A 26,402-nucleotide genomic window follows, 5' to 3' on the forward strand; every position below is an offset into this window, starting at 1 on the left:
CTTCGCGTAATGAGGATGTGGAGATGACGGATCGTACGTACCGGGTGACCGAGATCGTCGGCACGTCGGGGGAGAGCATCGACCAGGCCATCCGCAACGGGGTCAGACGCGCGTCGGAGACGCTGCGGCACCTCGACTGGTTCGAGGTGACGGAGGTCCGCGGGCACATCGACGCGGGCGAGGTGGCGCACTTCCAGGTCGGCATGAAGGTGGGCTTCCGCCTGGAGGACTCCTGACGCTCTCGAGGACTCCTGATGGCCCCGAGAAGCATGCGAGCGCCGCTGAAGCGGCCACGAGCGCGCCCGGGTGAGTCCCGGACGCGCTCGTCGTGCTACGGCGAAAGGGTCAGCTCGCCTGGCTGACCGTGGACATGTTGAAGTCCGGCACCCTGATGGCGGGCATCACGGTACGGCTGAAGTAGTCGCCCCACTCGCGCGGCAGCGTCTGCTCGCTGGAACCCACCTCCGACACCCGCCCCAGCAGGTCGATCGGGCTCTCGTTGAACCGGAAGTTGTTCACCTCGCCCACGACCTCGCCGTGCTCGACCAGGTAGACCCCGTCGCGGGTGAGCCCGGTCACCAGCAGCGTCTGCGGATCGACCTCGCGGATGTACCACAGGCAGGTGAGCAGCAGGCCGCTCTCGGTGTCGGCGATCATCTCCGTCAGCGAGCGCCCGTCGCCGGGGGCCCGCACGATCAGGTTGTCGATCGAGGGCGTGACCGGCAGCCCGCTGAGCTCGGCCGACAGACGCGTCTGCCGCAGGGCCGTGAGCTGCCCGTCCCGCACCCACTCGGTCGCCGACAGCGGCACGCCGTTGTCGAAGATCGAGCTCTCGCGGCTGGAGGCGTGGGCGACCACGAACGGCGCACACTCGATGCCCGGGGCGGCCGGATCGCTGACGAGCGTCAAGGGCAGCGTGGCCAGCCGCTCGCCGACCCGGGTGCCGCCACCCGGCTTGGCGAACACCGAGCGGCCGTCCAGCGCGTCCCTGGCGCCCGCGGACCAGTACGCGTAGATCATCAGGTCGGCCACCGCGCTCGGCGGCAGCAGGGTCTCGTAGCGGCCCGCGGGCAGGTCCACCCGGGTCTTGGCCCATTCGAGCCGTTGCGCCAGTGACGCGTCGAGCGCCGCCACATCGACGTCGGAGAAGTCGCGCGTGCCCACGCCCGTCCAGGCCGAGCGCTTCAGGTCGGCTGACTTGGCGTTGAGCTCCAGCCGCCCGGACGGCTGGTCGTGGCGCAGCCGCAGCCCGCTGGAGGTGCCGAGGAACGTCGAGGTCAGCGAGTGCTCGGCGAAGCCGTACAGCCTCCTGCCACCCGCCTGCGCGGCGGCGAACGCGTCGCCGAGCGCGGGCGCGAACCGTTCGAACACCCCGATGTCGGTCGGGGTCACCGGCTCCGCCCACGAGGCGCTCGCCGGCAGGCCCTCGACCAGCGGCCGCGCGTCCTCGGCCGGCTGCGCCTCGCGCGCCGCCCGGTCGGCCGCGGCCACCACGTCGGCGAGCTGATCCGGTCGTACGGCGGCGCGGGAGACCACGCCCACGCCCTGGCCCGCGATCGAGATCACGGTCAGCCGGGCGGAGCGGGCCACGCCGTTGGTCGTGAGCGTGTTGCCCGCGAACCGCAGGTTGGCCGTGGAAGCCTCGTCCACGAGCACGACGCAGCCGTCGGTGGTGGACAGCTCCAGAGCCTTCTCCACCATGTCCTGCGGGGAGATCTGGACGGGCAGGCCGGTATGGCCCGCCGCGGATCGGTGCTCGCTCACTTTCCACCCTCCTGCACGGTGTTGAGGATCCGTACGTTCCTGAACAGGCCGGACGGGCAGCCGTGGCTGACCGGCGCGACCTGGCCCGGCTGACCCTTGCCGCAGTTGAAGGCGCCGCCCAGCACGTACGTCTGCGGCCCGCCGACGGCCTCCATCGACTGCCAGAAGTCCGTCGTGGTCGCCTGGTAGGCGAAGTCGCGCACCTGCCCGGCCAGCCGGCCGTGCGAGATCCGGTAGGCCCGCTGCCCGGTGAACTGGAAGTTGTAGCGCTGCATGTCGATCGACCAGCTCTTGTCGCCGACGATGTAGAGGCCCCGCTCGACCCGCGAGATGAGTTCCTCGGTCGACGGCCCGTCAGGCGCGGCGGCCAGCGAGACGTTGGCCATCCGCTGGATCGGCATGTGCCCCGGCGAGTCGGCGAACGCGCACCCGTTGGACTGCCCGAACCCCTTCATCAGCGCCATCCGCCGGTCGAGCTGGTAGCCGACCAGGATGCCGTCCCTGACGATGTCGAAGCTCTGCCCCTGCACGCCCTCGTCGTCGAAGCCGATCGTGGCCAGGCCGTGCGTGACGGTCCTGTCGCCGGTCACGTTCATCACCGGGGAGCCGTAGACGAGCTCGTTGAGCTGGTCGAAGGTGGCGAAGCTGGTGCCCGCGTAGGCGGCCTCGTAGCCGAGCGCCCGGTCGAGCTCGGTGGCGTGCCCGATCGACTCGTGGATGGTCAGCCACAGATTGGACGGGTCGATCACCAGGTCGTGGTCGCCCGCCTCCACCGAGGGCGCCGCCAGCTTCTCCGCCAGCAGCCCGGGCAGCTGGGCCAGCTCATCGGCCCAGTCCCAGCCGGTGCCCGTCAGGTATTCGTAGCCGCGGCCGACCGGAGGCGCGATCGTCGACATGTCGTCGAAGCCGCCGTTGGCCGCCTTCATCGCGTTGAGCTTGGGATGCACGCGTACCCGCTGCTGCGTGGTGACCGTGCCCGCCGTGTCGGCGTAGAACTTCTGCTCCTTGACCTGGAGCAGCCGGGCCGAGACGTGGTCGGCGCCCTTGAGCAGCCCCGCCGACCAGTCGGCCAGCAGCGCCACCTTCTCCGCCGAGGGCACCTCGAACGGGTCGACGTCGTAGGCGGAGACCCACACCACCTCGGAGTGGACCGGCTCGGGGGCCAGCTCGATGGGCTCCCGGTTGATGGGGGCGCTCACCTCGGCCACCCGGATGGCCTGCTCGGCCACCTTCGCGGCCGCCTCGGGCGTGAGATGGATGCCTGCGGCGAAGCCCCAGGTGCCGCCCTTGACGACGCGGACCGCGTAGCCGAGGTCGTCGGCGTCCATGGCTCCTTCGAGCCGGGCGTCGTAGAGGCTGAGCGACTCGGCTCTCACGCGTTCCAACCGGAAGTCGGCATGCTCGGCGCCCAGGTCACGAGCGCGTTGCAGGGCGGCGTCCGCCAGCTGCCGCATCGGCAGCTCCAGGAAATCGGAATCGATCTGGCGCATGTCCACGATCCTAACCCTGCGATCTTGTATCCCCCGGACAAGTGGATACCCGCCGGTAGGAGATAGCGTCAGGTGTCATGGCACGCTCTGTACTCGTCACCGGAGGCAATCGCGGCATCGGCCTCGCGATCGCCCGTGAACTAGCCGCGACCGGCGACGCCGTCGCGGTCACCTATCGATCGGGGGAGCCGCCGGAGGGGCTGTTCGGCGTCAAGTGCGACGTGACCAGCATGTCCGACGTGGAAGCCGCCTTCGACAAGGTAGAGGCCGAGCAGGGCCCGGTCGAGGTGCTCGTCGCCAACGCCGGCGTCACCAAGGACACGCTGCTGGCGATGATGAAGGAGGAGACCTTCACCGACGTCATCGACGCCAACCTGACCGGTGCCTATCGCGTGGCCAAGCGGGCCATCAGGCCCATGATGAAGCTCAAGCGCGGCCGCGTCATCCTCGTCTCCTCCGTCGTCGGCCTGTCCGGCTCGGCCGGCCAGACCAACTACGCCGCCTCCAAGGCGGGCCTCATCGGCTTCGGCCGGTCCATGGCGCGCGAGTACGGCTCGCGCGGCATCACCGTCAACGTGGTCTCGCCCGGTTTCGTCGCCACCGACATGACGGCCGACCTCGACGTCGAGGCCATCACCAAGAACATCCCGCTCGGGCGCCAGGCGTCGCCCAGCGAGGTCGCGCGCGTCGTCCGCTTCCTGGCCAGCGACGACGCCTCTTACATCACCGGGGCCGTGATACCGGTCGACGGCGGACTCGGAATGGGGCACTGACGTGGGAATTCTCCAAGGCAAGCGGATCCTGGTGAGCGGCGTGCTCACCGACGCGTCGATCGCCTTCTCGGTGGCCAAGCTGGCCCAGCAGGAGGGCGCCACCCTGGTGCTCACCGGGTTCGGCCGGATGAGCCTGGTCGAGCGCATCGCCAAGCGGCTGCCCGAGACGCCGCCGGTGATCGAGCTCGACGTCCAGAACAACGAGCACCTCGACACGCTGGCCGACCGGATCGGCGAGCACGTCGACGGCCTCGACGGCGTCGTCCACTCCATCGCCTTCGCCCCGCAGAGCGCCCTGGGCGGCAACTTCCTCAACACCACCTGGGAGGACGTCGCCACGGCCATGCACATCTCGACCTACTCCTACAAGTCGCTGGCCGTGGCCTGCCTGCCGCTGATGAAGGAGGGCGGCGCGGTCGTCGGTCTCGACTTCGACGCGAGCAAGGCGTGGCCGGTCTACGACTGGATGGGCGTCGCCAAGGCGGGCCTGGAGTCGTGCAACCGCTATCTCGCCCGCGACCTGGCCAAGCACAACATCCGCGTCAACCTCGTCGCCGCCGGGCCGCTGCGCACGATGGCGGCCAAGTCGATCCCGGGCTTCAAGGAGTTCGAGGACAGCTGGCCGGAGCGCGCCCCGCTGGGCTGGGACCTGTCCGACACGGTCCCCGCCGCCAAGGCGTGCGTCGCGCTGATGTCCGACTGGTTCCCGGCCACCACCGGCGAGATCGTCCACGTGGACGGCGGCGCCCACGCGATCGGCGCGTGAGCCGAACGGCCTGACCGGCTGAACGGGCTAATACGTTGGGCGACGCCGCGTAGGCGTCGCCCTCCTTGTCTTGGTGAGGCCCTGGCAGGGACGGCGGGCGGGGCGTTGCTCCCCAGCCGGGCAAGGCCGCCGCGCGGCTCATCGAAGGGTGGCCACGAACTTCCCGAGCCGGGCGAGTCCCTCGCGAAGGTCGTCCGTCGGCGCCGCGTACGAGAGCCGGACATGTGTCTCCGCGGTGTGGACGCCGAAGTCTCTGCCCGGAGTGAGGGCGACGTGTGCCTCCCGCAGCGCTCGCTCGCAGAACTGCCAGGAGGTGAGTCCGGTGCGGCCGACGTCGAAGTACACGTAGAAAGCGCCGTCGGGCGGGACGGGAACCGGCAGCCCGATCCGCGCCAGCCCGTCGAGGACGAGCGCGCGCCGCTCGGCGAACTCGACGCGGCGTGCCTCGCAGACCGCCAGGGACTCGGGGGTGAAGCAGGCCAGAGCGGCATGCTGGGCGGGAGCGGACGCGCAGAGGAAGTAGTTCTGGGCCAGGCGTTCCATCGCCGGCACGAGGATCTCCGGTACGACGCACCAGCCGAGTCGCCAGCCGGTCATGCCGAAGTACTTCGAGAAGCTGTTGATGACGATGGCGTCGGGATCGAAGGACAATACGCTCCGCGGTGGCCGGCCCTGGTCGTCGTGGTCGCTCAGGTTGAGGTAGATCTCGTCGACCAGGCGCCACGCGTCACGCTCACGGGCGAGTTCGCAGATCGCCGCCAGTTCGTCGGCCGGAACCGAGGTGCCCGTCGGGTTCGACGGGGTGGCGATCATGATCCCGCGAGTCCTGTCCGTCCAGTTCGACCTCACCGATGCCGCGTCCAGTTGGAAGCGGGTCTCGGCGGTGGTGGGGATGAGCGTGACCTGGGCGCCGAAGCTTTCGACGATCTGCCGGTTGCAGGGGTACGACGGGTCCGCGATCAGCACCTCGTCGCCGGTGTCGACGAGTGCCGCGGTGGCCAGCACCAAGGCGGCCGAGGCTCCCGCGGTCACGACGACGCGGGAGGGGTCGACCTCGACGCCGTGCTCGCCGCGGTAGAACCGCGCGATCGCCTCCCTCAGCTGGGGCAGCCCGAGTGCCGCCGTGTAGGGCATCGGCCGGCCGTCCATGACCTCGCGCATCGCCTCGAGCACGGCTGGGGGCGCGCCGAAGTCCGGTTCGCCGATGCTGAGCTTGATGACGTGATGTCCCTGGGACTCCAGCGCCGCGGCATGCTTGCCGAACTCCATCGCGAAGAACGGCGCGACCGCCTGTGCGCGTCGCGAGATTCTCACGCCACGATCTACGGTGCTGGTCACGCGGTTTCGCCCCTTCGGCCACTCAGAGTCATGAGAAGGAAGCTTAGGCGTAGTTTGGGGGGAAGCGTCCCTTACCTTCCCTCGCGCTCTCGGCTGTTGAGCGGGGCGCTAAGCCAGGCGGTGGCGGCGGCCGTTGTTCGCTCTGGCCGGTTCGAAGGGGATCGAGTCCGGCTGCTCCGTGCGCTGGCGGCGCTGCTGGACGATGCGGGTCGCCAGGATCGCCGAGGCCAGCAGGGCGATCGTCAAGGAGGTGCCCAGGACGTCCGAGGCGGGTTTCGACGGGCGGATGATCGGCTGGTCGCGCAGGGGAGCGGTGAGGTCCTGGGCGAAGGGGTTGGGCCACAGGAGATCGATGCGTGGCACGTCCGTGTCGGCGGTCTGGATCTTGATCGGGTTGGCGGTCGTGTCCAGTTGGTGGGGCTCGGTCTCGGGCGGCGTCGGGCCGTCCGTCGGAAGGGTCGTCGTCGACTCCTTCTTCTCCCGCTTGTTCGGCTTCGCCGAGGGAGTGGGCTTGGCGGAGTCGTGGGGATCCGGGGTCTCCAGGACGTGCTCCGGGTCCTTGTCGCGCGGCTGGCCGTCATGCTCACAGGCCAGCACCGGGAGGCAGACCTCGCTGAAGGTGTTGGGCAGCAGGTCCTGATCCGACGGAGTCGGCTGGGGCTGCCCCGACCTGGTGGGGATCGCCGTCGGGACCGCGTCGCCCACCGTGCCCAGGAGATCGTCCGCGGTGCCGTCGACCTTCTTCGTCACGGGTTTGAGCGTGTCGCCCGTGAGGCTGTCGACCGTGCCGGTGACCGCCTCCACGACGTCGCACAGGCCGTTCGTCACTCCGGACAGCAGCCCGTCGCCGCGCTTGCAGTCGGCCGCCTCGGCCAGCGCGGGTGAGGAGACGACCGGGATCGCGGCCAGCGCCAGCGCGAGAGCTCCAGCCGAGATCGCGGTCCTGCTGCCCATCCGTCCCCTCCTGCGTCGCTTACGGAGGAAATCTTTATGGACATCGGCGGTGTGTCGCAGGCGTTTTCCGGCTAAAGTTGCGATTCGGTATCGACGCGTGACACGCGAGCATGACTCTCGTTCGCTCTCAGTCGAGCGACGACACGTCATCCAGGGCCTCACGTATCTCTCGCGGCAACACCACGTCCTCGGCGGTCAGTGCGCCGGCGAGCTGAGCGTGCGTACGGGCACCGACGATAGCGGAGGACACGCCCGGCTGGTCGCGTACCCATGAGAGCGCCACCGCCAACGGCGAGACCCCGAGCCCGTCGGCCGCGGTCATCACGGATTCGACCACACGTCGGCTGCGTTCGTCGAGATAAGGGCGGACAAAATCGGCGAAATGCGGCGTAGCGGCCCGCGAATCGGCCGGGATGCCCGTCCGGTACTTCCCCGTCAGAACCCCCCTGCCGAGCGGCGACCAGGCCAGCACGCCCGCGCCCACGTGCTCGGCGGCGGGCAGCAGCTCGCGCTCCGGCTCGCGGGCCAGCAGGGAGTATTCGGCCTGGGCGGAGGTGATCGGGATGCGGCCCGGGATCGACCGCTGCATGACCGCGGCGGCGGCCAGCTGCCAGCCGGCGTAGTCGCAGACGCCCGCGTAGACGGCCCGGCCCGAGGAGACGATCGCGTCGAGCGCCGCCATCGTCTCCTCCAGCGGCACCTCGGCGTCGTAGGTGTGCAGCTGCCAGAGGTCGATGTAGTCGAGGCCCAGGCGGTTGAGTGAGTCGTCGACCGCGGCGATCAGATGGCGCCTGGAGGCGTCGCGCGGCCGGCGGCCCGACGGCGTCACCACCGCCTTGGTCGAGATCACCAGCTCGGAGCGCGGCACCGAGTCGCGCAGCAGCCGGCCGAGCAGGCGTTCGGCGTCGCCGCCGGTGTAGACGTCGGCCGTGTCGACCAGGGTGCCGCCCGCGCTCATGAAGGTGCGCAGCTGCGCCGCCGCGTCGTCGGCGCTGGTGTCACGCCCCCAGGTCATCGTGCCGAGCCCCAGACGGGACACCGACAGGCCGCTCCGGCCGACATAGCGCTGCTCCATGATCCCGCCAGGTTACCGCCCGGGTGCGTCAAACGCCGTGATCCACGCCTGCGACACTTGGTCGGTGACCACCCTCCTTCTCGCCCGCCACGGGCTTACCGCACTCACCGGGCCGGTGCTGGCCGGCCGCACTCCCGGAGTGCATCTGAGCGAGGCGGGCCGGGCGCAGGCCGCGGCGCTGGCCGGGCGCATCGCCGGCGTCCGGCTCGACGCCATCGTCTCCAGCCCGCTCGAACGCTGCCAGGAGACGGCGCTGGCCGTCGCCGAGGGGCACGGCATGCCCCTACAGACCGATGAGCGGTTCGTGGAGTGCGGTTACGGAGCGTGGACCGGGCGGCCGCTCAAGGAGCTGGCGAAGGAGCCGTTGTGGCAGGTGGTGCAGGCGCATCCCAGTGCGGTGACATTTCCGGAAGGGGAGGCCTTGACGGAAATGCAACATCGGGCCGTGGCCGCCGTACGGGAGTGGAATCAACGCCTGGGGGAGAAAGGAGTCTACCTGGTCTGCAGCCACGGAGACGTGATCAAGGCCATCGTCGCCGACGCGCTGGGGCTCCACCTGGATCACTTTCAGCGGATAACTGCGGATCCCGGAGCTCTCACCGTCATTCGCTATGCCCCCTTGCGCCCCTTTGTTCTCAGGCTTAACGATATGGGGGAATTGCAGCTTCCCGAGGATTCGGAGGAGAAAGACGGGGGAGAAAAACTCTCCGGGAGCGATGCCGCCGTCGGCGGTGGACCCGGAACCACGTAAGGTCAGGCTATGCCGGTCTTCGACTACGACCCACCAGAGAGGTTCGTGGCCGGTGCCTTGGGGCAACCGGGCGCGCGAGCCTTCTTTCTGCAGGCCAGAGCCGAGGGCAGACTGACCACGGTAGCGCTGGAGAAGCTGCAGGTGGCGGCGCTCGCGGGCAGGCTGGACGAGCTGCTCGACGAGGTGCTGCGCCGCAGCGGGGGCACCGCGCACGTGCCCGCCATGGCGCCCGCCGACCTGACCGACGACAAGCCCCTAGAGGTGCCTGTCACTGAGGACTTCAGGGTCGGCACCATGGCACTGGCCTGGGATCCCGATACTTCACAGGTGGTGATCGAAGCGCAGGAGATCATCGACGAGGAAGCCGTCGAAGCACCCGAGCCCGCCATGCTGCGGGTGCGGATCAGCGCCGGGGTCGCCCGTGCGTTCACCCAGCGGGCGCTCCAGCTCGTCGCTGCGGGCCGACCGGCCTGTCCCCTTTGCGGGCAGCCACTCGACCCCGAGGGACATGTCTGCGTCCGCCTCAACGGCTATCGCGGGGGTGAGGCGACATCATGAGCGCTCCGGAGAGCGAACCGGCCACCCGGCCGTCGCACCCGTCGCCCATGGAGGACGAGGAGGCGCTGAAGCTGCTTCGCGACGGCAGCCTGGAAGTCGCGGGCCGCCTCGTCGAGGCGACCAACATGACGCTCTACTGCTCGATCACGCTCGGCACGCGCACCGCCGCCTGCGTCTACAAGCCCGTACGCGGCGAGCGCCCGCTCTGGGACTTCCCCGACGGCACGCTGGCCGCCCGCGAGGTCGCGGCGTTCGAGGTCTCCCAGGCGACCGGCTGGCAGATCGTGCCGCCGACCGTCCTCCGGGAGGGCCCGTTCGGTCCCGGCATGTGCCAGCTCTGGATCGACACCGAGCGTGAGGTCGACCTCATGCGCCTCGTACGCAGCCGCAACCCGGTGGTGCGCCGGATGGCGGTGTTCGACGCGGTGGTCAACAACGCCGACCGCAAGGGCGGCCACCTGCTACCGCTGCCCACCGGCCACGTCTACGGGGTCGACCACGGCGTCTGCTTCTCCGCCGAGGACAAACTGCGCACCGTGCTCTGGCAGTGGCGGGGCAAGCCGCTGGCCCGCGATGCCGTGGCCACGCTCACCAAGCTGGAGCGCGACATCGAGTCGGGTCAGCTCGGCCGCAGGCTGCGCGAGCTGCTCACGCTCGCCGAGGTCGAGGCGACCTGGGCCCGGATCAGGCGGCTGCTCGAAACCGGCCTGCACCCCTACCCCTCCCGCGAGTGGCCGGCCATCCCGTGGCCGCCCATGTAGATCGACCACGTCAACCGGCCATCCCGTGGCCGCCCATGTAGACCGACCACGTCAACCGGCCATCCCGTGGCCGCCCATGGAAAACCGTTTACTACGCTTTGCCCTATGTGCACGGTGATCGTGAAGACGGGTCAGCCCCTGACGCTGATGGGCGTGCGAGACGAGTTCGCCGACCGGCCCTGGGAAGGGCCGGGAGAGCACTGGCCCGAACACCCCGGCGTGCTGGGCGGGCGCGACCTCAAGGCGGGCGGCACCTGGCTGGCCGTCGACCCCGACAAGCGCCGCGCCGCCGCCCTCCTCAACGGACACGGCCGGCCCGCGGCCGAGGCCACCAAGATCTCCCGCGGCGACCTGCCGCTCCTCGCCGTCGCGGCGAACGACCTGCCCGATGTCGACCTGACCCACTACGACCCCTTCCATCTGCTGCTCGCCGACCTGACGCGGGTGCGGCTGTTCAGCTGGGACGGGGAACGGCTCAGCACCTCCGAGGTGCCCGACGGCACCAGCATGATCGTCAACACCGGTCTCAACCCGGAACACGAACGGGTGGCCGCCTTCCGGCCGCGCTTCGAGGGCGCCGCCGACTGGCGCGAGCTCATCGCCGCCGCCCCTTCGGCCGACCCGGCGGCCCTGATCATCCGGCACGAGCTGCCCGACGGCCGCGTCTTCGCCTCGCTGTCGGTGACCCTGGTCACGCTGGCGGCGGAGGGTGTGACGTACGAGTTCACGGACCTGACCGCTGATTCTGGACGGATAGGCTCAAAGGCATGAGATCGTGGTCTGCCCCCGCCATTCCCGCGCTTCCCGGTGAGAGCGTCCCACTGCGGCTCTACGACACGGCGGCCGGGCAGGTCCGGCAGAGCGACCCGGGTCCGACCGCCCGCATGTACGTCTGCGGCATCACCCCCTACGACGCCACCCACCTGGGCCACGCCAACACCTACCTGGCCTTCGACATGGTCGGCAGGGTGTGGCGTGACGCGGGCCACGAGGTCCACTACACCCAGAACGCCACCGACGTCGACGACCCGCTCCTGGAGCGGGCCCAGCAGACCGGTGTCAGCTGGCAGGACCTGGCCGAGCGGGAGATCGAGCTGTTCCGCACCGACATGGAGGCGCTGCGCATCGTGCCGCCGCGCGAGTACGTCGGCGTGACCGAGGTCGTCGGCCGGGTGGCCGAGCTGATCGCCACGCTGGCGGCCAAAGGCGTCACGTACGACCTCGACGGCGACGTCTACTTCAGCGTGGCGGACGCGCCCAAGTTCGGGCAGGTGTCCGGCTACAGCGAGGAGCTGATGGTCGAGCTGTTCGCCGAGCGCGGCGGCGACCCCGACCGGCCCGGCAAGCGCCACCCGCTCGACTGGCTGCTGTGGCGGGCCGAGCGGCCCGGCGAGCCGTCATGGGAGTCGACGCTCGGCCGCGGCCGGCCCGGCTGGCACATCGAGTGCACCTCGATCGCCCTCGACAACCTGGGCGCCGGCTACGACGTCGCGGGCGGCGGCACCGACCTGATCTTCCCCCACCACGAGTGCGGCGCCTCCGAGGGGCACGCGGCCACCGGGGAGTGGCCGTTCGCCAAGTTCTACACCCACGCCGGGATGGTGGCGCTCAACGGCGAGAAGATGTCGAAGTCCAAGGGCAACCTCGTCTTCGTCTCCAAGCTGCGCGGCCGGCACGACCCGATGGCGATCCGGCTCGTGCTGCTCGCCCACCACTACCGCGAGGACTGGGAGTACGTCCCGGACCAGCTCGCCGCGGCCGAGGCCCGGCTGGCCACGTGGCGCTCGGCGGCCGGGCTCGCCACCGCGCCCGAGGCGGGCCGGTTGCTGGCCGAGGTGCGCGAACGGCTCGCCGACGACCTCGACACCCCGGGCGCGCTGGCCGCCGTCGACGCCTGGGCCGAACGGGCCCTGTCCGAGGGCGGCGCGGACCCGGCGGCGGCCCCCCTGGTCCGCGACCTGACCGACGCCCTGCTGGGCGTCGCGCTCTAGACGTCCGCGACCTGACCGACGCCCTGCTGGGCGTCGCACTTCAGCTCAGCCGGGCCAGCGGCTCGTCGGCGGACAGTTCCGCCGCGAGCCAGTCGATCGTCCGGCGCAGCCCCTCGGCCGCCGGCACCACGGCCCGCCAGCCCAGCCGTTCCGCCGCCAGCGAGGTGTCCGGCCGGCGCACCTGGGGATCGTCCGCCGGCCGGTCGACGAACTCGATCGGCGAGGACGACCCGCTCAGCTCCTTGATCAGCGCGGCCAGCTCCGCCATGGTCAGCTCGTCCGGATTGCCGATGTTGACCGGTCCGGCGAAGTCGCTGCCGGCCATGGCCAGGATGCCCGCCACCGTGTCGTCGACGTAGCAGATGGAGCGGGTCTGCGTGCCGTCCCCGGTGATCGTGATCGGCTCGCCGAGCAGCGCCTGCCTGATGAACGTCGGTATCGCCCGGCCGTCGAAGGGCCGCATGCGCGGGCCGTAGGTGTTGAAGATGCGCACGATCCCGGTGTCGGTGCCGCGTGAGTGGCGGTAGGCGGTGGTCAGCGACTCGGCGAAGCGCTTGGCCTCGTCATAGACGCTGCGTGGCCCGACGGGGTTGACGTTGCCCCAGTACGTCTCCCGCTGCGGATGTTCGAGCGGGTCGCCGTACACCTCGCTGGTGGAGGCCAGCACGAACCTGGCCCCCTTCTCGCGGGCCAGCCCCAGCGCGTGGAGGGTGCCGACGCTGCCCACCCGCAGCGTCTCGATCGGATAGCGCAGGTAGTCGGCGGGCGAGGCCGCGGAGGCGAAGTGCAGGACGAGGTCGAGCCGACCGGGTACGTGCACGTATCCGGTCAGGTCGCACTCGATGATCCGGAATGCCGGCCGGTCGATCAGGTGCTCGACGTTGCGCGGCCCGCCGGTGAGGAAGCTGTCCATGCAGACCACCTGCGCCCCCTCCTCCAGCAGCCGCTCGCAGAGGTAGGAGCCCAGGAACCCGGCGCCGCCGGTGACCAATGCCCTCATGATGTGACCTCCAAGACGGCGTCGACGACTTCGGAGACTTCGATCCTCAGCAGGCCCTGGTCGGGCGCCGTGCCGTGCGGGTCGCCGTTGCGGCCCGCCCACAGCGCCACGTGCCGCCACCCCGGCGGCGGGCCCCACAGCGCGGGCGACACCGGTCCGAACAGCACCACCGACGGCACGCAGAACGCCGTCGCCAGATGGGCCACGCCCGTGTCGCCGCAGACCACCAGCCGGGCCCTGCCGACCAGCTCGATCAGGCCCGCCAGGTCGGTACGCCCGGCCAGCATCCGCTCCGGCGGCAGCCCCGCCAGCTCGGCCACCTCGCGGGCCAGCGGCACCTCGGCCGCGTTCCCCGTGACGACCACGTCGCCCAGGGCGGCGGCGACGCGGGCGAACCGCTCGGGCGGCCAGCGCCGCGCCGGGTAGGCGGCCCCCGGGTGCACGATCACGGGTCCCGTCCGGTCGGAGACGCCGAGTGTCAGATCCGCCGGGTCGGCCTCGATGCCGTACCACCGCAGCAGGTCGCACCAGCGCCGCACCTCGTGCACGCCGTCGCGCCACGGCGGCCCGGCACCGTGGCTGATCAGCCGTCCCGGATCGGTACACCGCAGCGCCTCGACGCTCTGCGGGCCCCGGCCGTGCAGGTTGACCGCGATGTCCGGCCGCTCGAACGGAACCGGACCGGGGCCCGACACGTCGATCTGCGCGTCCACGGCCCCGGTCAGGGGCAGCAGGGGGCCGAGCCCGGCGGGCGCGGCCAGCGTGATCCGGTGCTCGGGGAAGCCCTGGCGCAGGGCGCGCAGCGCGGGTACGGCCGTGAGCAGGTCCCCGAGGCCCAGCCCGCGCAGCGCGAGGAGCTCTAGGGCCATGACGTCTCCGTGGAAGGGCAGACGACGAGCTCTCTCACCTCGCATCCGGGGGGCTGGCCGAGGGCGAAGACGATCGTCTGGGCGACGTCGGCGGGGTTGTTCAGGCCCGCCTCGGGTCCCGGCCGGTACTGTTCGGGACGGCCGTCGAAGAAGCCCGTCCGCATGCCGCCGGGGATCAGCAGCGTCACCCCCACCTGCCCGCGCAGCTCGACGGCCAGACCGCGGGTGAACCCGACGACGCCGAACTTCGAGGCGCAATAGGCGGACGCGTCGCTCAGCGGGCGCAGTCCGAGCGTCGAGGCGCAGGTGACGACCTTGCCGCGGGAGCGCGTCAGGTAGGGCAGCGCCGCCCGTACGACCGAGGCCGTGCCGAGCAGGTTTACCATGATCACCCGGTCCCAGTCGTCGGCGGGGACGTCGGCCAGCCGCCCGCAGGCGTCGATCCCGGCGGCGGTGACCACGGCGTCGAGACCGCCGGCCCGCTCGGCCAGCTCCGTGACGGCCCGCTCGGCCTGCCCCCGGTCGGCCAGATCGGCGATCGCGTGTTCGAAGTCCTGCTCGGGCTCCCGCACGTCCACGACCAGCGGCCGCCAGCCCTCCTTCCACACCGCCTCGGCCGTCGCCAGGCCGAGCCCGGAGGCGCCCCCAGTGATCAATATGTTCATCGGATCTCCCTGATGAGGTTGGTCGTCGATCGTCCCGGCAAGGTGCTGAGCACGACGGTCTCGGCGCCGAGCCGCCGCAGCACGGCGGACTCGGGTAGCACGTCGCCCTCGTAGTCGCCGCCCTTCACCCACACGTCGGGGCGGAGCCGCTCGATGACGGCGGCGGGTGTGTCCTCGTCGAACACCAGCACCGCGTCCACGCAGCCGAGCGCTCTGAGCACCTCGACGCGGTCGCGCACGTCCACGACGGGCCTGGTGGGGCCCTTCAGCCGGCGCACCGACTCGTCGGAGTTGACGCAGACGACGAGCGCGTCGCCGAGCGCCCTGGCCCGCCGCAGCAGGCTCACATGCCCCGCGTGCAGCAGGTCGAAGCAGCCGCCGGTGGCGATCAGCCGCCCGCCGTTCGCGTGGGTCAGCTCGGCCACCTCCAGCGCGGTGCGCGGGCGGTCGCCGAGCCGCTGCTCGGCCAGACGGACGCCGGGCCGGCGCGCGGCGCCGCCGACAGAGGCGGCGCCGCCGCCTTCGATGAAGCGCGAGGCCGCGCTCACGCCGGTCGTGACCGCCTCCTCGGCGTCCGCGCCGTCGCCCAGCGCGAGAGCCGCGGCGCCGGCGAAGCGGTCGCCGGCCCCGCACACGTCCCGGACGGAGGCGAGGACCGGCGCGGGCACCCGCCTGGCCGGGCCGCCGCCCTGGATCGCCAGGGCGGCGCCCCGGGGGCCCAGTGTGACGGCCACCGCCTGGGCGCGCAGGTCGCGCAGCAGGCGGCGGGCCGCCTGGTCCGGCCCGTGGTACGGGTGCGCGCAGAGCTGCCTGGCCTCCGGCTCGCTGGGCGTCAGGAGCGCGCAGCCGGGCACCGGCTCCTCACCCTTGGGATGCGGATCCCACACGATCGGGGCCTCGGCCGCGCGCAGCAGCCCGCGCGCCACCCCGGCGACTCCCCGGCCGTAGTCAGAGACCAGCACCACGGCGGCCCGGGCGAGGGCCTCGGCCGGCTGGCAGCCGTGGGCGTATCCGGCCCGGCCGTCGCCCGTGTCCATCCTGAGCAGCGTCTGGTCCCTGGCCCGCACCCTCGTCTTGCGCACCGTGCTGCCGCGCAGCGGGAGGCGTACGAGCTCGACCTCCGCCGACAGCAGCCCGCACAGGCGGCGGCCCGGCGGGTCGTCGCCGATGGCGGTGATCAGCACGACCTCGGCGCCGTCGCGGGCGGCCAGCAGCGCGGCCAGGCCCGCGCCTCCCGGGCGGGCGTGCTCGGCGGCCACGTCCAGCACGGGGACGGGCGCGTCGGGGCAGAGCCGTTCGGTGTCGCCTTCGACGTCCAGGTCCAGCAGCGTGTCGCCGATGACGACCAGGGGGCCCCTCACAGGGCCTCCTCGACCGCGTCGCACAGGAGGTGGATCATGGCGAGATGCACCTCCTGTACGGTGCACACCTCCTCGGCGGGTACGGCGACGGCCTCGTCGCAGAGGACGGCCAGCGGGTTCGGGGCCGGGCCCGTCATCGCCCACGCGATCACCCCCCGCTCCTGCGCGGCCAGCGCCGCGGCCAGCACGTTGCCGCTGCCGCCGCTGGTGGACAGGCAGAGCAGGACGTCTCCCGGACGGCCGTGCGCGCGCACCTGCCGGGCGTACACCTGCTCGGCGCCGAAGTCGTTGGCGATCGCCGTCATCGACGAGGTGTCGGCGTGCAGGGCTATCGCCGAGTACGGCGGCCTGTCGGCCCGGAACCGGCCGACCAGTTCGGCCGTGAGGTGCTGCGCCTCGGCCGCCGAGCCGCCGTTGCCGCAGGCCAGCAGCCTGCCTCCGGCCCCCAGCACCCCCGCGAGCTTGCCGCCCCACGCGCGGACCGTGGCCGCGTGGTCGTCGACCCTCGACAGGGCCCACCAGAGTTTCTCCAGATGCGTGTCCATGTTCAGCCCCCAAGATCCATGTTCAGCCCCCAAGAGCGGCGAGGCGGCCCACCTTGCCGTCGATCACCTGCGTGTACACGGCCTCGGTCTGCTGCGCGACGCTGGCCCAGCCGTACCTCTCCTGGGCGCGGCGTGCCCCGGCCGCGCCCAGCGCCCGGCGCCGGTCCTCATCGGCGAGCACGTTGCGCAGGGCCCTGGCCAGCGCGCGCGGGCGGCGGGGCGGCACCAGCAGGCCGCAGCCCGCGACCGTGTCGAGGTGGCCGCCGACCGCGGAGGCGACGACCGGCACGCCGCACGCCATCGCCTCGACGGCCACCATGCCGAACGGCTCGTACCAGGGCACGCAGACCACCACGTCCGCCGAGCGCATGAGCGCCGGGACGCGCTCGCGGGAGACGCTGCCGATCACGTGCACCCGCTCCCCGACGCCGTACGCGGCCGCCAGATCGCGAAGGCGCGCCGCCTCCTCGCCGTCCCGCTGACCGCCGGCGATCACCAGGTCGGCCCCGGAGAGCCCGCGCATGGCCTGGATGACGGTGTCGACGCCCTTGCGCGGCACCTGGCGCCCGATGCTGAGCACCATCGGGCGCCGGGCGCCCACCGCCACGCGCGGCGCGACCGGGCCCCGGGGGCAGAACTCGGTCAGGTCGACGCCACACGGCACGACCGCGACGCGCTGCTCGGGCACGCCCATCGCGCGCAGCTCGTTCACCTCATCGCCGCAGGTGGCGATCACTCTGTCGGCGTGGGCACCGATCTCACGCTCCGTCGCGAGACGGTGGGCGGGGCTGGTGTCCGAGGGGCCCTGCCAGCGCCGCTTGACCGTGCCCAGCGCGTGGAAGGTCTGCACCACCGGTACGTCCTCGGTGGCCTGCAGGGCCGCCTGGCCGCTCATCCAGAAGTGCGCGTGCGCGACGTCGGGCCGGCGCACGGCCCAGCGGTCGGCGAGGCGGTCGGTGAACTCCGGCATGTACAGCGGGAGCTCGTCCTTCGGGATCGGAACCGCGGGCCCGGCCGTGACGTACTCGACCGTGACGCCGGGCGCCAGAGGCACCGAGTCCGGCTGGGCCGGATCGGAGCGGCGGGTGTGGACGACAACCGTGTGCCCGCGCTCTCCCAGCGCGACGGCCAGCGCGGCGACGTAGACGTTCTGGCCACCTGAGTCGACGCTGCCGATCGCGGCCAGGGGGTCCGCGTGTTCAGAGATCAGATCGACATTCACTGGTCAGCTCCCTCACTGCCTTGACCACCTGCTCGCTTGTCACCTGCGACAGACATGGGTGCCCGGGGACCGGGCACTCCCGTGCCCTGGTGTCCCGGCAGAGGGCTCGCTGATCGCCGAGGAGCACCGTGGGCACTCCGTAGGGAGCCCACCGGGCGGCCGGGACGACCGGGGCGAACAGGCTCACGACAGGCGTACCGACCGCGGCTGCCAGGTGCGCGGGGCCGGTGTTTCCCGCCACGAGCACGCCGGCCCGCTCGATGAGGGCTGCCAGCTGTGAAAGCGTCGTTCGTCCGCCGAGGTCGACCGCGACATCGTGGGCGACATAGGCGGTGAGCTCGCGCTCCTTGCCTGTCACGACGACCCGGTGCCCGTCTTCGGCCAGCTCCCGGACCGCCTGCCGATGCCGTTCGGCAGGCCAGGTCCTGGCGGGTGCTGACGTCCCCGGGTGCACCACTACATACGCGCCTTCGCCGGCGCCTATGCCGGTATCTACAAGGTTCCCGATAACGTGCCCGATATCCGGGAGGGGGCGCCGGACAGCGAGTTTTCCCTGATCATCGGGCGGCAATTCGAACCCGGCCGCCCGCGCGAGCGCGAGCATCCGCTCCGACTCGGGCACGTCGCGGCTCTCGTCCACCACGTGACGGACGTCCAGGAGCGAGCCCGGGTAGTCCTCGCTGATCGCCGAGATCCGCCGTACGCCGGCCAGTCGCAGCAGCAGGGCGAGCGGCAGCGCCGACTGGTGGAACGAGGTCAGGATCAGCGCCTCGTCCACCCCCCTGACCTGCTCGATCAGCTCATTGACCCGGTCCGTGTCCACCGGCGGCGGATCGTGGTCGATCCACGGCGCCCGCCACTCGATCACCCGGTCGACGCCGGGCAGCAACTCGGCGGCGGCCTTGCCGCGCGGGCCGGCCAGCAGCACCACCTCGCGCGCGCCTGCCCGCACGGCGCGTACGGCGGGGCCGGCGAGCAGCACGTCGCCCGCGTCGTCCAGCCGCGCCACGAGCACCCGGCCCCGGACCGCCCCGCGGGCGCGCGACACGCTCATCGCCGGACCCTCCATTCCCCTCGCAGCCGGTGCGCGCAGGCGGCCGGCGGTATCGCCACGCTGGTGACGGCCATCCGCAGGACCTCCGCCGGTGTCCGCGGCCCCGGCGCTATCCGCGCCCAGGCGAACTCGGCGCTCAGCACGCCCCACCCGGCGGCGGCCAGAACAGCGATCACGGTCAGGCGCCCGCCGCGGGCCGCCAGGGTGGTCGCCGCCAGGGTGGCCGCGGTGCAGCCGAGGCCGGTGGTGAGGGCGTGGCGGCGCAGCCGGCCCGGCGCGCCGCCCAGCGCCGCCCGCCACGACGGCCCGTGCAGGCGCCGCATGAGCGCGTCGTCGGCGTTGCCGCGCTGGAACCGCACGCTCGACCAGAACCCGTCGTCGCGCACCGGGTGGACCGTCACCCGCTCGCCCCTGACCAGCCGGTGTCCCGCGCGGAGCATCCGCAGCGCGAGATCGGCGTCCTCCCGGTAGGCCCGGGGGAAGCGCTCGTCGAACCCGCCGGCCGCCTCCAGCGCGCTTCTGCGGTAGGCCATGTCGGCGGTGATCCACTCCGCGGTGGACAGCCCGGCGGTGTTGCGCTCGGCGTCCGTCGGCCGGCGGCCGGGCGGCAGCGGCACTTCGACGCGGCCCTGGCTGCCTGCCACGTCGTCGGCCAGCTCCGCGAGGTCGGCCCACACGGCCTCGGCCCAGCCCGGCCGCGGGATGACGTCGTCGTCGAGGAAGGCGACCCACGGTGTGTCCGCCGCCCGCCACCCGGCGTTGCGCGCCGCCGCGGGCCCCCGGCCCCAAGACCGCACGACACGTACGCGCTCGGGCACGTCGAGCGGGCCCGACCGGCTCGCGGGACGGTCGTCCACCACGATGACCGGCAGCCGGGTGGCCACCGCCGCCAGCGTGGCGCGCAGGCTGGGCCGCCCGATCGTGGGGACCACCACGGTGATCACGAGGCGAACACCTGCCCGCGCCGCACCAGGTACGGCCCCAGGGCCAGCACCTCGACCGGCGAGGACCCGAAGCACTCCAGCGCGTCACGCGGATCGTCCACCATGGGCCGTCCCGCCGTGTTCAGGCTGGTGTTGACCACCACCGGCAGACCCGTATGGGACTCGAAGCAGGTCAGCATCCTGGCCAGCAGCGGATCCGAGGCGGGCGAGACCGTCTGGATGCGCGCGGTCCCGTCCACGTGCACCACCGCCGGTATGCGTTCCCGCCAGTCCGGGTGGACGTCGTGCACGAACAGCATGTACGGCGAGGGCACCGGCCCCCGCCCGAAGATCTCCGCGGCCCGCGAGTCGAGCACCATGGGCGCGATCGGCCGGAACTGCTCCCTGCCCTTCACGTCGTTCAGCCGCTCGGTGTTGTACGGGAACCCGGGATGGGCGAGCAGCGACCGGCGGCCCAGCGCCCGCGGGCCGTACTCCGAGCGGCCCTGGAACCAGGCGACGATCCGGTCGGCGGCCAGCTCGGCGGCGACCGCGGCGGCCAGGTCGGCGGGCCGCGAGTGCGGCACCCGCGCCACCTCCAGCCAGGCGCCCAGCTCCTCGTCGGTGAAGCCGCGCCCCAGGTCCGCCCCCGGCATGGGCGCGGCGGGCTCCCCGTACGCCTGCGCCAGGTGCAGCGCGCCGCCCAGCGCGGTGCCGGAGTCACCGGCGGCCGGCTGGACCCACATCTCCTCGAACGGCCCCTCGGCCAGCAGGCGGGAGTTGGCCACGCAGTTCAGCGCGACGCCGCCGGCCAGTGCCAGCCGCCGCTCGCCGGTGCGCTCGTGCAGCCACCCGATCAGCTCCAGCAGCACCTCCTCCAGCCGCGCCTGCACGCTGGCCGCCAGGTCGGCGTGGTCGGCGGTCCACGGGGCGCCCCGTGGCAGGGCCTTGGCGTAGGTGTTCCAGTCGACGGGCTCGGTACGGAAGCCGCCGTCGCCGGTCGTGCGGACGAACTCGCGCAGCGACCGCAGGTGGCGCGGCCGGCCGTAGGAGGCCAGGGCCATCACCTTGTACTCGTCGCAGGAGCGCAGGAAGCCCAGGTGCTCGGTGACGTCCTCGTACATCAGCCCCAGAGAGTGCGGCAGCTCCTGCGCGGCCAGCACCTCCAGCTCGCCGTCGCGGTAGCGGCCGGCCAGGTGCGAGACGTTCTCGCCGCGCCCGTCGCAGACCAGCACCGCGCAGTCCCGGTAGGGCGAGGCGAGCCCGGCCGAGGCGGCGTGCGCCATGTGGTGGGGGACGTAGCGCACCTGGGCGGGGTCGAGGCCGGGCAGTGCCGTGGCCAGGAAGTTCGGCACCCGCACGGCGTACCTGGTGCGCAGGTCCTCCCAGTCGCCGTCGGGGCGCTGCCGGACCAGCGACGGGTCGTAGGAGTAGGCGACCGCGTCCAGGTCCTCGGGGTGGAGACCCGCCTCGCGCAGGCACCAGGCGGCCGCCTGCTCCGGCAGCTCCCACGCCGAGAAGGGCACCGGGCGCTTGCCGTGCTTGCGGCGGCTGAACCGTTCCTCCTCCGCGGCGGCGACGATCCGGCCGTCGGCGACCAAGGCAGCGGCAGGGTCATGAAATATCGCGTTGATGCCGAGAAATCTCATTACGTTCCTCCCCCGGGACGTAGAGAGTGGCTACCGAGAGAAGCGGCTCTCAAACCCGGCCAACTCCTCTGTACTGCGAAAACAGGCCAGGCATCCTGCGGTTTGTCACGCTGAGTAGTTGTTTGCGGAGGGGGCCCTCGGGTAGCTGGCTGACAGCGCGACGGAGGTGAAAGTGTTCGAACAACGACGTCCCGGAGCGGTGCTCTTCGACCGGGACGGGACCCTGATCAAGGACGTCCCCTACAACGGCGACCCGGCCAGGGTCGAGCCGATGCAGGGCGCGCTGGAGGCGCTGGCGCGGCTGCGCCGCGCCGACGTGCCGGTGGCGGTCGTCACCAACCAGTCGGGCGTGGCCAAGGGGCTGCTCACGCCGGATGAGATGGATCAGGTGAACGCCAGGGTGGAGGAGCTCCTCGGTCCGTTCGACGCGTGGGCCATCTGTGTGCACGACGACTGCGACGGCTGCACCTGCCGCAAGCCCGCGCCGGGCCTGGTGATCAGGGCGGCGGCCGTCCTCGACGTCAGCCCGCGCGACTGCGTGGTCGTGGGCGACATCGGCAGGGACATGGAGGCGGCCAGGGCGGCGGGGGCCAGGGGCATCCTGGTGCCGACCGGTGAGACCCGCAGGGAGGAGATCCAGCAGGCCGCCGAGGTGGCCGAGGACCTGTCCGACGTGGCGGACCGGGTGCTGAGCGCCGTCGACCAGGCCGGCGAGGCGGCTCGCGTGAGCACGGGCGCCGCGGTCTGGTCGCCGCTGGTGGGCTGGAGCCGTTGGTGAGGATCCTGCACTGGCATGTGCACGGCTCGTGGACCAGTTCCTTCGTACGCGGTGAGCACGACTACGTGCTTCCGCTCGTCCCCGGCCGGGGTCCGGACGGCCGGGGACGGGCGATGACCTTCGACTGGCCGGAACGCGCCCGTGAGGTGCCCTGGGATCGGCTGCGCGAGGAGCACATCGACGTCGCCGTCTACCAGCGCCCGCACGAGCCCGAGCTGGCCCGCGAATGGCTCGGCCGTGACGTGCCGGGCGTGTACGTGGAGCACAACACGCCCACGGGCGATGTACCGCGCACCCGCCACCCGCTCGCCGGCCGCACGGACCTCACGCTGGTGCATGTCACCCACTTCAACGAGCTGTTCTGGGACAGTGGCAGGGCGCCCACCCGGGTGATCGAGCACGGCATCCCCGACCCCGGCCACCTCTACACCGGGGAGCTGCCCAGGGCCGCTGTGGTGGTGAACGAGCCGGTCAGGCGCACCCGGGTGGCGGGGACCGACCTGCTGCCCCGCTTCGCCGCCGAGGTGCCGCTCGACCTGTTCGGCATGGAGGCGGACGCCCTGCCGTACGGGGCCTATGACCTGCCGCAGGCGCGGATGCACGCCGAGCTGGCCAGGCGGCGCGTCTACCTGCATCCCTACCGGTGGACCTCCCTCGGGCTGGCCCTCATCGAGGCGATGACGCTCGGCCTTCCGGTCGTCGCGCTGGCCGTCACCGAGGCCGTCGAGGCGGTGCCGCTCGACGCGGGCGTGCTCTCGACCCGGGTGGACGTCCTGGCCGACGCGCTCAGAGGCTTCGTCGAGGACCCGGAGCTCGCCGCCCAGACCGGCAAGGCGGCCCGCTCCGCCGCGCTGGCCCGTTACGGGCTGCCCAGGTTCCTGGCCGACTGGGATCGCCTTCTTGAGGATGTATGACCGGAAAAGTGGTGGGTAGGGCCATTTGGCATGATGCCAATAGATTGGTCGCACAAGGCCGCCTGCCTGGTCGTAGACCCGGAATTGTTCTTCCCGATCTCGCCCGAGGGGCTGGGGCACGCGGAAGCGGAGCGCGCCAAAGTCGTCTGCCGCGACTGCCCGGTACGTGAGCCGTGTCTCGACTACGCGCTCAGCACCGGACAGGCCTACGGCGTCTGGGGCGGCACCGACCCGTCGGAGCGACGGGAGATCATCCTGGCCTCACCTCGGCGAGAAAGCGTTGGCGCTCGCCGTCCTCGAGGCGGTCGCTGAACAGCACGCCGTCGAGGTGGTCGACCTCGTGCTGCAGCACTCTGGCCAGCACACCCAGAGCCCGCACGGTCACGCCCTTGCCGAACGCGTCGCGGCCCCGAGCCGTCACCATGTACGAACGTTCGAGCGGCCACCACAGGCCCGGCGCCGACAGGCACGCCTCGTCAGCCGTGACACGCCGCTCCGACAGCTCCAGCCGCGGATTGACCAGGCATCCCGACTTGCCGTCGTAGGAGTAGACGACCACGCGTAGTGGCACCCCGATCTGGGGCGCGGCCAGCCCGGCGCGGCCGGCTCCCGCGCGCATCGTCGCGGTCAGGGACTTGACCAGCCCCCGGAGCTCGCGGTCGAAATCGTGAACCGGCGCCGCCACCGAGCGGAGCACCGGATCGCTGAACATGCGGATAGGGCGGACTGTCACCGCAACTCCCCGATAGGTCGCGTGGTCTGGGGTGGTGCTTCCCCTCCGCCTTCGGGATCAACCGCCAGGGATCTGGGTTGTAGCACCGCGGTGACGGTTCTGGGTCGCGGTAGAGCGGTGACGGTTCTGGGTCGCGGCAGAGCGGTAACCGTTCTGGGTTGTAGCACAGCGGTAACAAGGGGGACCCAGCGGCGAAACCACCCGAAAGCACTATCTAATCTGTGATCTCACTTCCGGCTCATGGACCTGTGATGTTTGGCCGGGCGCTCGGGGCCCGGCCAAGCCCACCGCCACAGGGGGTGTTCGCATGAACGCGCTTCCCCTAGACGACCCGGCGCGTGAGCTGGAGACGGCGCCGGACGCGCTGTCCGGCTTCACCGTCGGCGTGACCGCCACCCGGCGGCGCGAAGAGTTCGGCGCGCTGCTCGAACGGCGCGGCGCACGGGTGGTGAGCGCGCCCGCCATCAGGCTGGTGCCGCTCTCCGAGGACTCCGACCTGCTGGCCGCCACCCGGCTCAGCCTGGCCGGCCCGGTGGACGACGTGGTGATCACCACCGGCGTCGGCTTCCGCGGCTGGATGGCGGCCGCCGAGGGCTGGGGCCTGTCCGCCGACCTGGCCGACCACCTGACCAGGGCCCGCCTGCTCACCCGCGGCCCCAAAGCCAGGGGAGCGGTGCGCGCCGCCGGGCTGAACGACCACTGGACACCCACCACCGAGTCCTGCGAGGAGGTCAAGCAGTACCTTCTGGCCCAGGACCTGCGCGGGCGCCGCATCGCGGTGCAGCAGCACGGCGAGCCGCTGACGGAGTTCGTCGAGGCGCTGCGGGAGGCCGGGGCAGAGGTGATCGAGATCCCGGTCTACCGGTGGCTGCCCTACCGCGACCCCTCGCCGCTGCGCCGCCTCATCACCCAGACGCTCTCCGGCGCCGTGGACGCCGTGGCCTTCACCAGCGCGCCCGCCGTACACGCCATGCTCGGCGCCGCCCGCGCCGAGGGGCTGGAGGACCAGCTGCTGGCGGCGTTCGGCGACCGCGTCGTGGCGGCCTGCGTCGGGCCGGTCACCGCCGGACCGCTGGTCACGCGTGGGGTACCAACCCTGCAGCCCGACAGGTCACGCCTGGGCGCCCTGGCCAGGGCGCTGGCCAGGCACCTGCCAGAACACGGCGTCACCCGGCTGGTGGCGGGCGGGCACCGGCTGGAGATCCGCGGGCACGCGGTGGTCGTCGACGGCGAGCTCAGGCCGCTGCCGCCCGCGCCGATGGCCGTGCTCAAGCGCCTGGCCGACAAGCCCGGCAACGTGATCTCCCGCACCGACCTGCGTACCGTGCTGCCGGGCAGCCTGTCGCGCGACTCGGCGGAGCACGCGGTCGAGATGGCGATCACGCGGCTGCGGCGCGCACTGGGGCCTGCCGGGATCGTCGAGACGGTGGTCAAACGGGGCTACCGACTCGCCTGCAGCCACGAGACGGCGCCCCTGTGACGCCGTCCAGGCCCCAGGGGGCCACTCCCGTTTCTGGCGCGCCGATTCCGGGTGCGTCCGCACAGGTCGGTTCGAGCGCGTTGATGTCGGTCGAGTCTGTGCTGGCTGGTTCGAGCGCGTCGGTGTCGGCTGTGTCTGGGCGGGTCGGTTCGAGCGCGTCAGGGCCGGTCGTGTCGGTGCGGGGCGGTTCGGCCGTGCCCACCCTGGTGCTGGCCGCGCACGGGACGCGGAGCGCGGCGGGGGAGCGGTCCCTGGCCGCGCTGGCGGCGGCGGTCGGGCGGGCGCGGCCCCGGCATCGTGTCGAGCTGAGCTACCTGGAGATCAGCTCGCCGCTGCTGGCCGACGTGCTGCCCGCCGTCCCGGGGCCCGTGGTCGTGGTGCCGCTGCTGCTCGCCGGCGGCTACCACGTGCACATCGACCTGCCGAACGTCGTCGCCGAGCACCGCCCCGACGCGCTCGTCGCGCCGCCGCTCGGCCCGCACCGGCTGCTCACCACCGCGCTCGCCCGCAAGCTGGCCCGCGCGGGACTGCGCCCCGCCGACGCGGTCATCCTGGGCGCGGCGGGCTCCTCCGACCCGGCCGGGCTCGCCGATGTCCGTGCCGCCGCCCACCTGCTGGCGGTACGGCTGGGCCGCCCGGTCACGGCCGCGTTCACCTCGGCGGGCAGCCCGTCGCTCGGCGAGGCCCTGGAACGCCTCCGGTCGGGTCCGTTGCCAGGCGAGGCGGTGGAAGGCGTCAGGTCGGGCCCGGCCTCGCGCCTGGCGGTCGCCTCGTACCTGCTGGCGCCCGGCTTCTTCCACGGCCGCCTGGCGGAGGCGGGCGCGGATCTGGTCAGCGAGCCCTTGGGAGCCGACCCGGCCGTGGTGGAGCTGATCTGGCACCGCTTCGACCAGACGAGGAACCGGACGGCCGTACCGGACACCTGGAGCGCCGTACAGACCGCTTAGCTCGGCTCACCCTCCGCCGACGGACGCCATGGTCGGCAGGG

Annotated in this window: 28 protein-coding genes; 13 read left to right on the forward strand and 15 right to left on the reverse strand. The window is 72.2% G+C overall.

Features of this window, described 5'->3' with window-relative positions:
- Window positions 1–23: 23 nt before the first annotated feature.
- Window positions 24–236, forward strand: coding sequence for a dodecin (locus AB0H88_RS28025; protein WP_357649434.1), 213 nt, complete (start codon window positions 24–26; stop codon window positions 234–236).
- Window positions 237–345: 109 nt separating this feature from the next.
- Here AB0H88_RS28025 and AB0H88_RS28030 read toward each other — a convergent pair whose 3' ends face one another.
- A complete protein-coding gene (locus AB0H88_RS28030) occupies window positions 346–1,701 on the reverse strand; it encodes a metallopeptidase TldD-related protein (RefSeq protein ID WP_357649986.1) in 1,356 nt (451 codons plus the stop codon).
- 59 nt (window positions 1,702–1,760) lie between these two features.
- Window positions 1,761–3,254, reverse strand: coding sequence for a TldD/PmbA family protein (locus AB0H88_RS28035; protein WP_357649436.1), 1,494 nt, complete (start codon window positions 3,252–3,254; stop codon window positions 1,761–1,763).
- A gap of 77 nt (window positions 3,255–3,331) precedes the next feature.
- Between AB0H88_RS28035 and fabG the strand changes: the two genes are divergently transcribed.
- Both fabG and fabI read left to right on the forward strand, forming a co-directional pair.
- Window positions 3,332–4,027 (forward strand): 3-oxoacyl-ACP reductase FabG, encoded by a 696-nt coding sequence (fabG, locus tag AB0H88_RS28040; RefSeq protein ID WP_357649439.1) that lies wholly within the window; start codon window positions 3,332–3,334, stop codon window positions 4,025–4,027.
- 1 nt (window position 4,028) lies between these two features.
- Window positions 4,029–4,793, forward strand: coding sequence for an enoyl-ACP reductase FabI (gene fabI, locus AB0H88_RS28045; protein ID WP_357649441.1), 765 nt, complete (start codon window positions 4,029–4,031; stop codon window positions 4,791–4,793).
- 138 nt (window positions 4,794–4,931) lie between these two features.
- Here fabI and AB0H88_RS28050 read toward each other — a convergent pair whose 3' ends face one another.
- The 3 genes from AB0H88_RS28050 to AB0H88_RS28060 all read right to left on the reverse strand — a co-directional run bounded on the left by AB0H88_RS28050 (window position 4,932) and on the right by AB0H88_RS28060 (window position 8,160).
- Window positions 4,932–6,107: a pyridoxal phosphate-dependent aminotransferase gene (locus AB0H88_RS28050; protein ID WP_357649443.1), complete on the reverse strand. Its 1,176-nt coding sequence runs from the start codon at window positions 6,105–6,107 to the stop codon at window positions 4,932–4,934.
- Between the two features lie 132 nt (window positions 6,108–6,239).
- A complete protein-coding gene (locus AB0H88_RS28055) occupies window positions 6,240–7,085 on the reverse strand; it encodes a hypothetical protein (protein ID WP_357649446.1) in 846 nt (281 codons plus the stop codon).
- Window positions 7,086–7,212: 127 nt separating this feature from the next.
- Window positions 7,213–8,160, reverse strand: a complete 948-nt coding sequence (locus AB0H88_RS28060) for an aldo/keto reductase (protein ID WP_357649448.1) — start codon at window positions 8,158–8,160, stop codon at window positions 7,213–7,215.
- A gap of 64 nt (window positions 8,161–8,224) precedes the next feature.
- Here AB0H88_RS28060 and AB0H88_RS28065 point away from each other — a divergent pair, with 64 nt between their 5' ends.
- The 5 genes from AB0H88_RS28065 (at window position 8,225) to mshC (ending at window position 12,221) form a co-directional block, all read left to right on the forward strand.
- Entirely contained in the window at window positions 8,225–8,911 is a 687-nt protein-coding gene (locus AB0H88_RS28065) for an MSMEG_4193 family putative phosphomutase (RefSeq protein ID WP_357649450.1), read from the forward strand.
- 9 nt (window positions 8,912–8,920) lie between these two features.
- Window positions 8,921–9,469, forward strand: a complete 549-nt coding sequence (locus tag AB0H88_RS28070) for a DUF3090 domain-containing protein (RefSeq protein ID WP_219528509.1) — start codon at window positions 8,921–8,923, stop codon at window positions 9,467–9,469.
- Window positions 9,466–10,230: an SCO1664 family protein gene (locus AB0H88_RS28075; RefSeq protein WP_357649453.1), complete on the forward strand. Its 765-nt coding sequence runs from the start codon at window positions 9,466–9,468 to the stop codon at window positions 10,228–10,230. The genes AB0H88_RS28070 and AB0H88_RS28075 overlap by 4 nt, the downstream gene beginning before the upstream one ends.
- 105 nt (window positions 10,231–10,335) lie before the next feature.
- On the forward strand, window positions 10,336–11,001 hold the full coding sequence (locus AB0H88_RS28080) for an NRDE family protein (RefSeq protein ID WP_357649455.1): 666 nt from the start codon (window positions 10,336–10,338) through the stop codon (window positions 10,999–11,001).
- Complete coding sequence (gene mshC, locus AB0H88_RS28085; RefSeq protein ID WP_357649457.1) at window positions 10,998–12,221, forward strand: cysteine--1-D-myo-inosityl 2-amino-2-deoxy-alpha-D-glucopyranoside ligase; 1,224 nt, start codon at window positions 10,998–11,000, stop codon at window positions 12,219–12,221. The genes AB0H88_RS28080 and mshC overlap by 4 nt, the downstream gene beginning before the upstream one ends.
- Window positions 12,222–12,261: 40 nt before the next feature.
- On the opposite strand, the gene AB0H88_RS28090 is transcribed toward mshC, so the two are convergent.
- The 9 genes from AB0H88_RS28090 to AB0H88_RS28130 are packed head-to-tail and all read right to left on the reverse strand — an operon-like array spanning window position 12,262 to window position 21,509.
- Window positions 12,262–13,221: a UDP-glucuronic acid decarboxylase family protein gene (locus AB0H88_RS28090; protein WP_357649458.1), complete on the reverse strand. Its 960-nt coding sequence runs from the start codon at window positions 13,219–13,221 to the stop codon at window positions 12,262–12,264.
- Window positions 13,218–14,090 (reverse strand): glycosyltransferase family 9 protein, encoded by an 873-nt coding sequence (locus tag AB0H88_RS28095; protein WP_357649460.1) that lies wholly within the window; start codon window positions 14,088–14,090, stop codon window positions 13,218–13,220. Before AB0H88_RS28095 ends, AB0H88_RS28090 begins: the two co-directional genes overlap by 4 nt.
- Window positions 14,081–14,755: an SDR family oxidoreductase gene (locus tag AB0H88_RS28100; protein ID WP_357649462.1), complete on the reverse strand. Its 675-nt coding sequence runs from the start codon at window positions 14,753–14,755 to the stop codon at window positions 14,081–14,083. The genes AB0H88_RS28095 and AB0H88_RS28100 overlap by 10 nt, the downstream gene beginning before the upstream one ends.
- On the reverse strand, window positions 14,752–16,116 hold the full coding sequence (locus AB0H88_RS28105) for a PfkB family carbohydrate kinase (protein WP_357649464.1): 1,365 nt from the start codon (window positions 16,114–16,116) through the stop codon (window positions 14,752–14,754). The genes AB0H88_RS28100 and AB0H88_RS28105 overlap by 4 nt, the downstream gene beginning before the upstream one ends.
- The gene (locus AB0H88_RS28110) at window positions 16,113–16,661 is read right to left on the reverse strand and encodes an SIS domain-containing protein (RefSeq protein ID WP_357649466.1); all 549 of its coding nucleotides are present in this window, start codon (window positions 16,659–16,661) and stop codon (window positions 16,113–16,115) included. The genes AB0H88_RS28105 and AB0H88_RS28110 overlap by 4 nt, the downstream gene beginning before the upstream one ends.
- A gap of 22 nt (window positions 16,662–16,683) precedes the next feature.
- Window positions 16,684–17,883 carry a glycosyltransferase gene (locus AB0H88_RS28115; RefSeq protein ID WP_357649468.1) on the reverse strand — a complete coding sequence of 400 codons (1,200 nt, stop codon included), beginning with the start codon at window positions 17,881–17,883 and terminating at the stop codon, window positions 16,684–16,686.
- Window positions 17,861–18,937, reverse strand: a complete 1,077-nt coding sequence (locus AB0H88_RS28120; RefSeq protein WP_357649470.1) for a glycosyltransferase family 9 protein — start codon at window positions 18,935–18,937, stop codon at window positions 17,861–17,863. The genes AB0H88_RS28115 and AB0H88_RS28120 overlap by 23 nt, the downstream gene beginning before the upstream one ends.
- On the reverse strand, window positions 18,934–19,881 hold the full coding sequence (locus AB0H88_RS28125) for a glycosyltransferase (protein WP_357649472.1): 948 nt from the start codon (window positions 19,879–19,881) through the stop codon (window positions 18,934–18,936). The genes AB0H88_RS28120 and AB0H88_RS28125 overlap by 4 nt, the downstream gene beginning before the upstream one ends.
- Window positions 19,878–21,509, reverse strand: coding sequence for a carbamoyltransferase C-terminal domain-containing protein (locus tag AB0H88_RS28130; protein WP_357649474.1), 1,632 nt, complete (start codon window positions 21,507–21,509; stop codon window positions 19,878–19,880). Before AB0H88_RS28130 ends, AB0H88_RS28125 begins: the two co-directional genes overlap by 4 nt.
- 172 nt (window positions 21,510–21,681) lie before the next feature.
- Here AB0H88_RS28130 and AB0H88_RS28135 point away from each other — a divergent pair, with 172 nt between their 5' ends.
- The 3 genes from AB0H88_RS28135 to AB0H88_RS28145 are packed head-to-tail and all read left to right on the forward strand — an operon-like array spanning window position 21,682 to window position 23,513.
- The gene (locus AB0H88_RS28135; protein WP_357649476.1) at window positions 21,682–22,287 is read left to right on the forward strand and encodes an HAD-IIIA family hydrolase; all 606 of its coding nucleotides are present in this window, start codon (window positions 21,682–21,684) and stop codon (window positions 22,285–22,287) included.
- Window positions 22,284–23,201 (forward strand): glycosyltransferase, encoded by a 918-nt coding sequence (locus AB0H88_RS28140; RefSeq protein WP_357649479.1) that lies wholly within the window; start codon window positions 22,284–22,286, stop codon window positions 23,199–23,201. Before AB0H88_RS28135 ends, AB0H88_RS28140 begins: the two co-directional genes overlap by 4 nt.
- Window positions 23,202–23,231: 30 nt before the next feature.
- The gene (locus AB0H88_RS28145; protein WP_357649481.1) at window positions 23,232–23,513 is read left to right on the forward strand and encodes a WhiB family transcriptional regulator; all 282 of its coding nucleotides are present in this window, start codon (window positions 23,232–23,234) and stop codon (window positions 23,511–23,513) included.
- On the opposite strand, the gene AB0H88_RS28150 is transcribed toward AB0H88_RS28145, so the two are convergent.
- Window positions 23,452–23,934 (reverse strand): peptide deformylase, encoded by a 483-nt coding sequence (locus tag AB0H88_RS28150; protein WP_357649483.1) that lies wholly within the window; start codon window positions 23,932–23,934, stop codon window positions 23,452–23,454. The two genes, AB0H88_RS28145 and AB0H88_RS28150, sit on opposite strands and share 62 nt — an antisense overlap.
- Window positions 23,935–24,241: 307 nt before the next feature.
- Between AB0H88_RS28150 and AB0H88_RS28155 the strand changes: the two genes are divergently transcribed.
- Both AB0H88_RS28155 and AB0H88_RS28160 read left to right on the forward strand, forming a co-directional pair.
- The gene (locus tag AB0H88_RS28155; protein ID WP_357649485.1) at window positions 24,242–25,414 is read left to right on the forward strand and encodes a uroporphyrinogen-III synthase; all 1,173 of its coding nucleotides are present in this window, start codon (window positions 24,242–24,244) and stop codon (window positions 25,412–25,414) included.
- A 131-nt stretch (window positions 25,415–25,545) separates the two neighbouring features.
- Entirely contained in the window at window positions 25,546–26,361 is an 816-nt protein-coding gene (locus AB0H88_RS28160; RefSeq protein WP_357649488.1) for a CbiX/SirB N-terminal domain-containing protein, read from the forward strand.
- Window positions 26,362–26,402: the final 41 nt, after the last annotated feature.

Source organism: Nonomuraea sp. NPDC050680 (assembly GCF_040654555.1).
Taxonomy (GTDB): domain Bacteria; phylum Actinomycetota; class Actinomycetes; order Streptosporangiales; family Streptosporangiaceae; genus Nonomuraea.